Raw genomic sequence first — 12,935 nt, forward strand, 5'->3', positions numbered from 1 at the left:
CTCACTTACGAACGGTTGGAATTTTGTGCTAGACTAAATCCTATTCATAAATATAGGGGGAAATGATATGCCAACCAACAAAAAAGAAGGACTATTTTTTACAACGATGATGTGCGGATTGATGGTGATTGGAATGAGTATTTACAATCTTTCATTACATCAAGCCTTAACACTTGAGAGTTTTGCGATCGGATTGATTCCAGCATTTATCTTCGCGTTTGTTTTAGATGTATTTATCGTCGGCGTGATTGCGAAAAAAATTGCATTTTCGTTACCGATTCCTAAAGAAAAACCGATTTTCTTGATCTTGACCATTTCGACACTCATGATCATTGGAATGGTAACGTTTATGTCTGCCTTTGGAATCTTGATCAATGGGCAATTTTCTGAGTTTGGAACTGTCTATGCTCAAACTTGGGGATTAAACTTTATTGTCGCGTTACCTTATCAATTATTGATCGTAGGCCCAATTTCACGTTATCTGTTGTCTCAAGTTCAACAAACCGCAACCGAGTAAAATTTGGGAATTTTTGCTTAGGCATTTGTACATCTAAATCATTTTGTTAAAGCTAAGGAATCACTATATAAAAAAGAAGTTCTATGCGTTTTTTAGCATAGAACTTCTTTTTTTTGTTACAAATTAAGTTAAAAGGCTTTAATGAAACATACAGGTTGGGTTGATATTTATTATGGTATAAAATAACATATTTAAATAGAATTTTTATTTTAAAATAAAACTTTTTTAATATTAAAAATAACTATAATAATTATTTAAAGGTGTTATATTTAAGTTGAACAACATATAAGTAAATGCTAAGTTAAATATGTCGATAGAGCGTTTAAATGAGGAGGAAATGAAAATGGGGAGCATACATAAGCATCAATCGTTACATCTATACATAATAGTACTAACTTTCAGTATAATCACTTCTTTTGTGACAACGACTGTTCATGCAAAAGAATTTTTATTAAACGATTATGTATCACAAGTTGGATTTACGGATATGGAAGGAAATACTGTTAAAAAAGCAATCGTTGGTACACCGATTCAAGCAACAGTAAGTTTTGATCTACCAGAAAAGACGTTTTTTGCATCAGATCAAACGGTGATGTATCAATTGCCTTCTGAATTAGCTGCAATGGTAAACGAAAACACGATGGTGTATAACGAATACAATCAAATCGTAGGAAAAATGGAAAAATCTTATTCTGGTGATGAGCTGGTTGTGTTGCACCTGGTTTTACCCAATTACTTAGAAAAGCAAAAATTGCATGTATCTTTTTTCGTAAGAGTGAAAGAGCAGCAATTCATCAACAATCGTACGTTGACTTTTGGGGATCAAATGATCCAAGATTTAACAGTGGAAGCTGCGACTTCAGGTTTTTTTGGATGGAAAACGGACGTGTTAAATTATGCTCTAGAAGAACGAGCAGCGCCTTATTTTGAAGACGATTATACGTTGATGGGGACATATTTTGAAGCCCGCTTAAAAGGGGATACGATTAAGGCGAAAAATCCTAATTATCAAGGGCGTATCCCAGAACGTGGTGTACCCTATATCTTTTTTGGGAAAAGTGCACAAAACGGAGTGTATTATCCAAATGAGATTGCCATTTGCATCGACATTTTTCATTCCTTAGTAGAGGGCAACGGATACAAATCAGATATTGAAGAGTATGTTGATCCAGAATCTGCAAAACATATTGTAGATATTATTCATATGGGCGCGATTCGTGCAGAACAAAACGGGATGCAAATCTTGAAAAGTGCCAGTTATCAAAAACCAATTATTTTTGGCGATATGTTGACCGAAAAAGGCTACAATCAACGGGCCTATATGTTTACGGCACAATTGATCGCGTGGCAAGTTGCTGCTCTAGGGAATTTGAATCCAGACTATCGTTTGCAGACTTTGCCGATAAGTGATATCAATCCAGTGATGCGTAAACCAGGGACAGCTTTTTCAAGTGTTGATCTAACAAAGTACATCAACGAGTTAGAACAAATGCGGGTCTATTTTAATGATTGGTCATTTATCGATAGTTTGCAAAACCAAGAACTCTCAACTGATCGAGTGATCACGTTAACTTTACCTAAAGAACAAGATGATTTTGAAGTTTATTTGGATTATGAGCAGTCAGAAAACCTTGAGTATTTAGTGCAAAGCGATTTACCTGAAAAAAATGTACCGTTTACGGAATTAAAACTGCAACTGAATAAGCCATTACCGGCTGATCAGAATGTAAATTTGGTTTTTTATAAATTACCAAAAGACTCTTGGAAAGGTGACGTTGGCTTTAGTGGGATTTCAGAAGGGAATAAACAATATAAAGCTGTTTATACTTTACCGACTAAATACCGTCCAACGACTAAAGTCCCTTTTGAAAAAGAAGAGGATACAGGCGAAAAAACGGAACTTGAAGGTGAAAAGATTTGGGTTGACGGTGAGGATAAAGCACGACCGCTAGCGATCACAGTTGCTTTACTTCAAAACGGAATCGAATTTGATCAAACGGAAGCTACAATGCAAAATAATTGGCAGTATCGCTTTACGAAATTACCAAAATACGATAAAAATGGGAATGCATATACCTATACGGTCAAAGAAGAAGCTGTTCCAGGATATGAAATGAGTATTGATGGTACAACGATTACCAATACGAAAGTGACAGATATCGAAGGCGAAAAGATCTGGTATGACGACAATAGTACGAATAGACCAAAGTCGATTACAGTTCATTTGTTGCAAAATGGGAAACGAATCGATAAGCAAACGGTAACCGCACAAACCAACTGGAAGTATTCATTTAATAATCTACCGGTGTTTGATATTTCTGGAGTGAAGTATGACTATACAGTAGAAGAAGATGCTGTTTCAGGGTATGAAACCACGATCAAAGATACAACGATTATCAATACGAAATTAACAAGCATCTCCGGTCAAAAAACATGGATCGATGGCAACAATAGCGACAAAACACGCCCCAGTGAAATCACTGTGATCTTATTACAAAATAAACAAGAATATGATCGGAAGACAGTAAAACCAGATCGCTTAGGAAAATGGAGTTACACGTTTACGAATTTGCCGATGTATGATGAAAATGGAAAATTATATAGCTATACCGTAACGGAGATTCCAGTAGATGGATATGAAACCAGTGTTTCGGGAAATAACATTACAAATACCCAATTAATTAATTTAACAGGTGAAAAGAAATGGTTTGATGGGGATGGAAGCAATCGTCCTCAAAAAATCACGGTGAATCTTTATCGTAAAACGAAAGGCAGTATTTTTGGTAAAACAAAAGTAGACAGCCAATCTGTTTCAGAATCCACTAATTGGCGATACAACTTTACCGAATTGCCAAAATACAATAGTAGCGGAACGTTATACGAATACTCCATTGAAGAAGAAACTGTCCCTGGGTATGAGTCTGTGATTTCAAATGACTATCAAACGATTTCAAACTATGCCTATACTGAAGTTAATGGTGAAAAAATCTGGGATGATGGCGATAATCAACTCAATTCACGGCCAAATTCGATCATTGTCGAATTATTACAAGACGGTCAACCCTATCAAGAAAAACAAATTACCGCAGATAAACATGGAAAATGGAATTATGCTTTTACCAACTTACCAATGTACAATAAAGAAACCAATCAAATCTATACGTACACCGTCACCGAAAAAGAAATTCCCGAACAATATCTTTTATCGGTTTCCGAAGCAGTTATTAAAAATGGCAAAACCACGATCGATCTAACGAATACTTATCGACCAACTGGCGTATTGCCAGAAACCGGGAAAGGTAAGTTAAAAAGAAGACTAATCATCGCCGGTTCAGGCATTACAGCTATGAGTTTACTTGCTACATCTTATGCAGTATATCAATCTAAAAAATATTTTGATAACTAATACAAGGTGACTGCCTTATCATAGGTGGTCATTTTCTATATTTATAACACCTTACAAAAGTGTTCGTAAAATTACAAAGGAATGTTCGTGACTAACAATAAATATAATTTATACTGATAATTGAAGAGAAGATGACGAATAAAATAACGTTATATACAAAGGGGATTACAAAAATGAATATCAAAAAAAACGTATTTCTAGTTTTATTTTTAGGTGTGATGTTCAGTTTAGTGGGGTTAAGTCAGACAGCAAAAGCCGATGTACAGTCGCTAGATTCGATTGCTACGTTGGAACAAGTTGAGGTAGTCAAAGGTGGAGAACAAAATTTAGAAGATGTTTCAGTTGGAATGCCGTTAGTTGTGACACTAACTTTTAAACTAAAACAAGAAGCTATTGTGAATGGAGAATATGGTTACAATTTACCAACCCAATTAGAATTATTTGCAACAAGTGAACTAGAATTTCGTAATGCACAGGACCAATTATTTGGTACACAAGAACGGATCCAAATGGGGCAACAATATGTTGTACTAAATTTAAGTGATACCAGTTTGTTGAAAGCTGGACAATCTCTTAAAATCCAATTGCTAGCTGCGTTAAAAGATGGCACACCGACTGGCGAAGTTAATCTTGATTTTGGGAACAATCTACATCAGATGATTGATATAAAAGAGGCCAATCCAGGATTTTTTGAATTACAACAAGCTCAAGAAATCACAGATCTACGTCGAAGCCGTGCCTTGATATCTAAGAATTGGACGGCAGATACTAGTACGATGGCCGAGTATTTTCGAGTACTAGTCAATACATCTGCTGTTAGCAATCGCAATCCTTACTATAGTAGTGGAATTGAAAGTTCCGGATACCCATATTACTTTTGGGGACTAAATAGTTGGGGACAGTACTTGCCGAATCAGTTAGCGATGTGTGTCGATATTTTTCACCCAAAAATTACAGGGGCTGGCCAATGGGATTCAGATTTAGCAAAATATATTGGAAAAGATGCCGCAGAAGACGTAGTCTATACGATGCATATGGGGGCCACTTTAGCAGAAAATGCGGGTATGAATCATTTATCTGATAAAGCACAGTATACAGTACCTAAATTATTTAATAACCGTACGATGAGTTCGTCGACTGTTGATATGGCACGTTTATACATGTTTCGCATGCAAACAATGGTTTGGCAGATTGCAGCTTCCAATAATGTGAATATCTATCAACGATTAGTCATTTATGATAGTGATTTTACACCACAATATAATCTAAATGGAAGTGGATTTAGTGGGGGGTATTCGAATTTTAACTGGGCTTGGAGTGCAAAATATACACAAGCTAAAAAAGATATCGAAGCTTTGAAAAAAAGTTTTAAAGATTTAAGTTATCTGAAATTCGAGAACGAAACACCTACAAGTTCAACTGTCATCAATAAAAATAATAAAAAAGTTCCAGTGGATGAGTATACAGTAGAACAAAATAAAACTTATACGATTAATGTGCCCGCTGGACAACAATTGTTTTTACATACGATCGATACAACGACCGGGACAACATCTGTTTCGAAAAATTTAGATCTTGTAAAAATCGAAACAATCAATAATTCGAAAGTCAATGGCTCATTTACTACTGTCAAGGTGACACCAATCAAAGATTTTGACGGTAAACAAGTCGTGATTGGATTTAAGAAAAACACAGCTGACTTTTGGAATAGTGATAATGGGAAAACAGGGTTGATCAGTGACTCGAATCCAAATCAATATAAAGCGATCTTTACTATGCCAGAAGCATTGAAATTGGAAAAAGAAATTATTTTGAATATGAAACCTGTAGAAAAAACAAGTATTTCAGGTGAGAAAAAATGGTTGGATGATGGCAAAAATCGTCCAAATCAGATTACCGTAAGCCTACTACAAAATGGTCAAGAAACAGGCCAAACACAAGTCGTTACGGCAGCAAATAACTGGAAATACGAATTTACTGATTTAGTGAAGTATGATGAATCCGGAAAAGCTTATGAATATAGTGTGAAAGAAATTACAGTTCCAGGATATGAAAGTCACGTAGATGGAACGACGATCACAAACATTCAGTTGACTGCGTTAAAAGGTGAGAAAAAATGGTTTGACGATAATGGATATACAGATGGAGTGAAGCGCCCAGATCAGATAACGGTTCATCTTTATCGTAAATTAAAAGAGAGCAGCGATGAACCAATCGATACAAAACAAGTACAAGTGGCAACTGCAAACAATAACTGGAAATATGAATTTACGAATCTGCCTAAATACGATGAGACTGGTAAAGAGTATGAATACAGTATCAAAGAAGATGCTGTCCCAGGTTATGATTCTGTTGTTTCAAGTGACTCACAGGTAATTTCAAATTATGCTCATACCGAAGTGGAAGGCGAGAAAAAATGGGAGGATGGCAATAATCAGTATGGTACGCGCCCTAAAGAAATCGTTGTCCAATTACTTCAAAATGAGAAAGTAATCAAAGAACAAACAGTAAAACCTGATCAAAACGGAAACTGGACCTATACCTTTACTGACTTGCCGATGTATGATCAAAAAACAAATCAAAAATATAGTTATACTGTGAAAGAAAAAGAAATTCCTAATGGCTATACTTTTGCTGCAGAACAGGCTGTGATGAAAAATGGGAAAATTACTGCGAATATGTTGAACACCTATCAACCTGAAGGTGTGCTTCCGGAAACTGGAGCAGGAATGACTAAGCAACTGTTGATCATCGTCGGAGCTAGTGTGGTATTGATCAGTCTAGGTTTTGTTAGCTTTTCTTGGTATCAAAAAAAAAATATAATTAATAGAAAAAGAGTTCCTTAATAAAGGAACTCTTTTTTTAAGGTTCATTTAAGTCCGATACACTATAGTCAGTATAGGTTAACAATACAGGAGGGATTTTATGAAAAAAATGAAAACCTACCTTGTTTCGGCAGCCATGCTTACCATGCTTTTAGCAGGATGCAGCGTACAAGGTACAACAAGTTCATCGACAACAACCAAATCAGATACAACAAATGTCTCGACAACAAGTAGTGATTCAACGAGTACGGAAAATACGTTCTTTACAGATGATACTGTTCATACGATTGAAATCGAATTTAATGACGAGGATTATCAAGCGATGTTGACTGCTTATAAAGAAGACAATAAGAAGAAATGGATCTCAGCGACCGTAACGATCGATGGTCAAAAATTTGAGAACGTCGGGTTGAAATTAAAAGGAAATTCAACCTTACGAAATGCATTATCTAGTGGTCAAGGTGTGAAGAATGGTGAGGTAACCACAGATAGTACAACAGACAGTAGTACCGATAGCACAGAAACCAATGCCGAAGACTTGCCATGGATCATTCGTTTAGATAAATATGTGGATGGCCAAAGTTATTCAGGTAGAACAGATTTTGTTATCCGCGGCAACAATAGCGAAACATCTTTAAATGAAGCGGTGGCCTTATCGATGCTGACGGCAGCAGATATTCCAACCGAACAAAGTGCCTTTACCAAAGTTTCAGTTAATGGTTCAGATCAAACATTACGTTTAGTGATCGATACACCAGATGATGATTTATGGACGGAGGAACATTTTGGCACTAACGTATTAGTATACAAAGCAGATGCCGATGGGGATTATTCTTATCGTGGCGATGATGCAAGTTCTTATACAGATGTCTTTGATCAAAAATATGGTGATGATGACATGACACCGATGATTGATTTCTTGAAATTTATCAATGAAGCAAGTGATGAAGATTTTGCGAATAAATTATCGGATTACCTTGATGTCGATGAGTTTGCTACATATCTTGCGATGCAAGAAATCGTTGGCAACGACGATGATATCGACGGTCCGGGAAATAATGCGTATTGGGTCTATGACAAAGATACGAAGAAATTCCAAATCATCGCTTGGGATCAGAACCTATCCTTTGGTGGTATGGGGCAAAATGGACCTGGCGGCGGTGGCCAAATGGGGCAAATGGATGGTACGGGTGATGATACGAACCGACCAACCCCGCCAACTGGCCAAGATGGACAGATGGGTCAAACTCCGCCAGATCAAGCAACAGATCAAAATCAAACTGGTGATCAAACGGCCGGTCAAAACCCAGGTGGTGGCGGTGGTATGAATAAAGAAAATCCACTGACAGAAAAATTTGAGGCCAATAGTACATTTGCTGCTTTGATTGCTGAGAAGAAAACGGAGTTGATCGCTTCACTTGTGACAAGTGGCGATGCAGCGAAAATCGTCAGCGATGATCAAGCATTACTTGAAAAAGATGCCAGTGATCTAGTAGATCAAAGCACCATTCAAAGTGAAGCGTCATCGATTACAACCTATTTAAGTTCATTAAAATAAAAGCAAAAGAGGGATGACAGAAGTCTGTCATCCCTCTTTTTTAATCTAAAATTTGCACACCTAATCCGACTAGTCCTGGACCAGTATGGACGACCAAGGCTGGCGAGATCGTACCAAATAGTACTTCTGTTGCATCCGGGAACGTTTCTTTGACTAAAGAACGTACCCATTCACCTTCTTCCAATGCATCTCCATGCGCTACAGCAATTCGATACTTTGTATGATCACCGATATCTTTTTTGAGTAATTTGATCAAGTTCTCTAAACTTTTTTTGCGACCACGAGTTTTGGCTACAGTATAATAGATTCCTTCTTCATTACAAGAAATCGTCGGATTTAAGCGTAACGCTGTCCCGACGATCGAAGAGACTAAACCGATTCGGCCACCTTTTTGTAGAAATTCTAATGTTGCGACATTAAAATATAAGATTGTTTTTTGAACTTCTCGTTTGAGTATCTGCATGATTTCTTGGAATGCAAGCCCACTTTGGATCAATTCATAAGCGTGGATTGCTTGTAAACCGGCACCGATACCGATATTTTTAGTATCTAATACGTTCATTTCAAGACTCGTTTCATCTGCGAGCAACCGTAATACATTATACGTTCCGCTTAATCCACTTGAGATCGTTACTGCAATGATTTTTTCGTAGCCGTCTGCTTTGATTTTTTCTAAAACAGATAAGATTTCAGCACCATCGGGTAGAGAGGTACTGGGGATTTCAGTCGTTAGTCTTTGATAAACTTCTTCTGGTGAAATATCGACTTTATCCTTGTAGACGTGATTTTTATAGATAATTTGTAGGGGGATCGTATAGACTCCAGCCTTAGAGGTAATTTCTATTGGGACATCTGTTCCAGAATCGACTAAAACAGCAATTTTTTCTTGATTCACTTTGCTTCCACCTTTTCTAGATAATCTTTTTCAAGCTGAACCATTTTTTCAGCTAATAATTTGCCCGAAAAACTTTTAGCGGCTGCAGTTACAGCAATCAGTTCTAAGGGAACGTTGGCGATTGGTGTTGAAAAATCACCTTGAATTTGTTTGCCGATCAATTGGATGGCTTGTTCTTGAGTTACACAAAACAAATCATAGGCTTGTCTGATACCGATTTGTTTCGCTTGGAATAAAATTCCCGTTCGAATCTCTTCAAGTACTAAGACTTGTTTAAGTGAGGTAATGGCGATTAAAAAAGCCAAGTGCTTACGATTATATTTTTTTTTGATTGGTGCTGGAATGATCTTCTTTTTGACATAATTATTGACCATTGCTGCTGTCAATAATGAGTGCTTTTCACTTTGAATGACAGGGGATAAATATTGGTCAACAAGCGTGATCACTTGATCCATATAAAGTTCTAAATCGGGCAATTCTTGCCAGCGTGGCAAATGAAAGCAAGTCAATTCTTGTGCCCATTCGCGTAATTCTTGTTGGAGTGTATCCATGAGTGCGCTCCTTATATTGAGTTTTAAAAATCGTTTTATCTAGTTTTTGAAACTAGATAAAGGATACCATATTTTCCATGTGATGAATAGTATTGCATTTCAGTTGTAATATTTTTTTATGTTTCGTTATTTTACTTAAATATAAAAAATGAATTTAATAACGAAATAAAAATTGTGAATTTAATAATTTATTTGTTAAAAAAAGGATAAAAAAACATAAATAATAAAAGTTATTTCATGTAACATCTGTTATGATGTTATCATTTTAATTGTAATAGATGGTTTTTATTTGTATAACTAAAATAATATGTGAATAAATTATTAATATAAGCTTTTTTTTTATTTTTAATGTAAAAAAATAACTATATTTTAACTTTCATTTTTGTTAGATTGTCGTACAAAAATGTTTGGATAATCGATTAATGATTTTGGATGCACACGCTATACTTGAGTTAAATAAAAATCATCTACTGACAATTAGCTAGTAGGGAATAGTGAATGCGAGGGGGAGCAGGATGAATAGATGAGAAAAACGTACGATGAATATTCATGAGTTTCAGAAAAAAGGGGGGTCATCATGAAAGAGGAGATGGACAATGAAGAAATTAGTTAGCGGAGTACTAATGGTTTCTGTTTTAAGTGGTTTCTTACTGATGTTGTTTACTCGTTCAGTAGATGCTGAAACAGCGATTGCGAATGTTACGATGATCATTCATGAAGATGAAAGTGACAGTGAGCAGACGACGATGGGTGGTAGATTAGTTGGGTTATACGATATCACTTCAATTTATTTGGAAGCAAAACAAGCTTCAGACTTCGATGAGAAAAAATTTAGTGAAACATGGTCAGATAAAACGTTACACAGTGATGAAGGATTACCTGCACCATTAAAAACGGCAACAACCAATAGTGAAGGCGAATGTGAATTTGTCGTTCCTATGAAACAAAATGGTGAATATGCTGTGTATCTTGTTCGTGAAATGAGTCAAATCCAGTCGAAAAAAGTATTGCCTTCAGTGATTATTTTGCCAGTTCGTTCAGTCGAAACTAACGAAGTATTAACTACTATCGATGTGTATCCCAAATATATTGATGGAAAAGTATCAGAAAAGCCAACCACTCCAACAGAACCGAGTGTACCAGAAGAACCATATACACCGACAGAGCCAAGTGTACCAGAAGAACCGTACACCCCAACTGAAACGACTTCAACTGAGTCGACACCGTTTGGGAAATTTCCAAGTACCAACGAGCTGAAAACCAAGGCTTCGTGGATCGGTGCAGGGATTATCTTACTGGCGGGGATTTTGATTATAGCCAGAAAAAAACAAACTAAAGGAGAGAGAAAATGAAAAAGAAAAAACGCAATCTATGGATGAGCATGATGTTGTTATTACCAGTCATGGCTGGTGTGATCACAGCAGGAAGCCATCAGGTCAAAGCAGCTGAAGAAGATAAAAATACTGTAAATATTACGCTAAATAAAAAAGCATATGATGAAGTAAGAGATGACAAAGGGAATATCATTCCACCTACAGAGTATCCAAATACAGGATTGGAAATGGACGAATTTAAAAATGCGAAACCGTTACCAGGTGTGACGTTTAAAGCCTATAATGTCACTGAAGACTACACTGCAGCATATAAAGCTGCCTTTGACACGACGATCGATCAAAAAGAAGCAGCAGAAAAAGCAGCTGAAGCAGCCAAAAACAAACTAATGAGCACTTACAGTAATACAGAATTACCTAGTTCAGGGAAAGTTGGGACTGAAGTTACAGATGCTAATGGTCAAGCAAAATTTACAGACTTAACAGCAAAATCTAACGGAATCTATCAAGCATATATGTTTTTTGAAACAGCTAAACCAGCTAACGTTTCTCAAGAAGCTGCACCGATGTTAGTTGTTTTGCCTGTAGAAAATGGTGGAAAACTGTTAACAGATATTCAACTTTATCCTAAAAATGTAATTAAAAATGAATTTGATAAACAAATGGTAGGGCATGAAAAAGAAACAACTGAAAATGGTTTAGCTGTTGGTCAAAAAGGTGGATATACGGTTAAAGAGGATACAGGATATGCACAAACTGTCGGCGATAAAATTCAATATTATGTCGATTTTACCGTACCAAATGGTATTGGGGAAAGTGTTCCATTTGAAAATGGTACTAGAACTTTATACGACAAATTAACGATCAGCGATAAAATGAACGTAGTCGGTACAACATTTAATCAAATTGACAGTTTCACTGTACCAAGTGAAAACAATAAAGAGATCACTGGTGAATTAAAAGATCACTATACATTAACAAATGTTACAGGTCCAGTTACAGTGGATGGTAAAACGACTCAAACTGATCCATCAGGATTTACAATTGCTTTTAATTTAAACAATAACGTAGACGATGCAACTTCAAAAGCAACTGCAGCTGCACTCGAGCCATATGCAGGTCAAACATTGCGCGTATACTACACGATCACGATCAATGAATTTGCAGTTCCAGATGTGTATATGCAAAATGGAGCAACATACGAATTCAAAAAATCAACTGAAAATGATAGCCACAAAGATGAATCAAAAGCACCTAAATTAATCGTTGGTGGACGCCATTTCAAAAAAATCGACGGTAGTTCAGAAAATGGTTTAGCTGGAGCAGAATTCATCATTCAATTGAATAACGATATTAAAAACAACCAAGGTCAAATCGTCGGTAAAGCAGGACAATATGTTCAATACACAGAAGGACCAGCTGATAAAGTCAATGGATTAGGAACAGGAGCTGCACAAGAAATTTACAATCCAGCAACTGCTCAAGGTGTACGTTATGTCGATGACCAATCTAAAGCAAGCATTATCAAATCTGGCGAAAACGGAAACTTTGAAGTAAAAGGATTATTGTATGCTGAAGAAGATGCTTATGCCTTGATTGAAACCAAAGCACCAGAAGGTTATGTGATTGTAAAAGAAAAAACTGATTTTACGATCAATGCAGGTAGTTATGGTCAAGCAGGTGATGACTTAGAAATCACGATCATCAATAATCATGAAGGATTCTTGCCAGGTACTGGTGGTAATGGAATTTATGCTTACTTAGCAGTAGGGGCGCTTGTTGTAGCAGCAGCAGGTTTCTGGTTTGTAAGATCTAGAAAAAATGAAGTGAAATTTTAATCACTTGCAATAAA

8 protein-coding genes are annotated in these 12,935 nt (G+C 36.4%); 6 read left to right on the forward strand and 2 right to left on the reverse strand.

The annotated features are described in order from the left end of the window. Positions 1-67 precede the first annotated feature (67 nt). The 4 genes from QZ413_RS05725 (at position 68) to QZ413_RS05740 (ending at position 8,306) form a co-directional block, all read left to right on the forward strand. Entirely contained in the window at positions 68-517 is a 450-nt protein-coding gene (locus QZ413_RS05725; protein WP_297077408.1) for a DUF2798 domain-containing protein, read from the forward strand. Between the two features lie 343 nt (positions 518-860). Next, positions 861-3,923 carry a Cna B-type domain-containing protein gene (locus tag QZ413_RS05730; RefSeq protein ID WP_297077410.1) on the forward strand — a complete coding sequence of 1,021 codons (3,063 nt, stop codon included), beginning with the start codon at positions 861-863 and terminating at the stop codon, positions 3,921-3,923. Between the two features lie 173 nt (positions 3,924-4,096). Continuing rightward, entirely contained in the window at positions 4,097-6,769 is a 2,673-nt protein-coding gene (locus QZ413_RS05735) for a Cna B-type domain-containing protein (protein WP_297077412.1), read from the forward strand. A 79-nt stretch (positions 6,770-6,848) separates the two neighbouring features. Beyond that, positions 6,849-8,306: a CotH kinase family protein gene (locus QZ413_RS05740; protein ID WP_297077413.1), complete on the forward strand. Its 1,458-nt coding sequence runs from the start codon at positions 6,849-6,851 to the stop codon at positions 8,304-8,306. A gap of 40 nt (positions 8,307-8,346) precedes the next feature. On the opposite strand, the gene QZ413_RS05745 is transcribed toward QZ413_RS05740, so the two are convergent. Continuing rightward, positions 8,347-9,201, reverse strand: coding sequence for a DegV family protein (locus QZ413_RS05745; protein WP_297077415.1), 855 nt, complete (start codon positions 9,199-9,201; stop codon positions 8,347-8,349). Further along, positions 9,198-9,752 (reverse strand): DUF1836 domain-containing protein, encoded by a 555-nt coding sequence (locus QZ413_RS05750; RefSeq protein ID WP_297077417.1) that lies wholly within the window; start codon positions 9,750-9,752, stop codon positions 9,198-9,200. Before QZ413_RS05750 ends, QZ413_RS05745 begins: the two co-directional genes overlap by 4 nt. Before the next feature lie 596 nt (positions 9,753-10,348). On the opposite strand from QZ413_RS05750, the gene QZ413_RS05755 reads away from it, so the two are divergent. Together QZ413_RS05755 and QZ413_RS05760 are read left to right on the forward strand one after the other, a co-directional pair. Then, a complete protein-coding gene (locus QZ413_RS05755; protein WP_297077418.1) occupies positions 10,349-11,104 on the forward strand; it encodes a pilin N-terminal domain-containing protein in 756 nt (251 codons plus the stop codon). Further along, positions 11,101-12,921 carry a SpaH/EbpB family LPXTG-anchored major pilin gene (locus QZ413_RS05760; protein ID WP_297077420.1) on the forward strand — a complete coding sequence of 607 codons (1,821 nt, stop codon included), beginning with the start codon at positions 11,101-11,103 and terminating at the stop codon, positions 12,919-12,921. The genes QZ413_RS05755 and QZ413_RS05760 overlap by 4 nt, the downstream gene beginning before the upstream one ends. Positions 12,922-12,935 lie beyond the last annotated feature (14 nt).

Source organism: uncultured Enterococcus sp., assembly GCF_913775425.1.
Taxonomy (GTDB): domain Bacteria; phylum Bacillota; class Bacilli; order Lactobacillales; family Enterococcaceae; genus Enterococcus_G.

Excerpts from the sequence above, each read along its gene's own strand:
- QZ413_RS05725 (WP_297077408.1), top strand. The coding sequence starts at position 68 with ATGCCAACCAACAAAAAAGAAGGACTATTTTTTACAACGATGATGTGC.
- QZ413_RS05730 (WP_297077410.1), top strand. The coding sequence starts at position 861 with ATGGGGAGCATACATAAGCATCAATCGTTACATCTATACATAATAGTA.
- QZ413_RS05735 (WP_297077412.1), top strand. The coding sequence starts at position 4,097 with ATGAATATCAAAAAAAACGTATTTCTAGTTTTATTTTTAGGTGTGATG.
- QZ413_RS05740 (WP_297077413.1), top strand. The coding sequence starts at position 6,849 with ATGAAAAAAATGAAAACCTACCTTGTTTCGGCAGCCATGCTTACCATG.
- QZ413_RS05750 (WP_297077417.1), bottom strand. The coding sequence starts at position 9,752 with ATGGATACACTCCAACAAGAATTACGCGAATGGGCACAAGAATTGACT.
- QZ413_RS05755 (WP_297077418.1), top strand. The coding sequence starts at position 10,349 with ATGAAGAAATTAGTTAGCGGAGTACTAATGGTTTCTGTTTTAAGTGGT.
- QZ413_RS05760 (WP_297077420.1), top strand. The coding sequence starts at position 11,101 with ATGAAAAAGAAAAAACGCAATCTATGGATGAGCATGATGTTGTTATTA.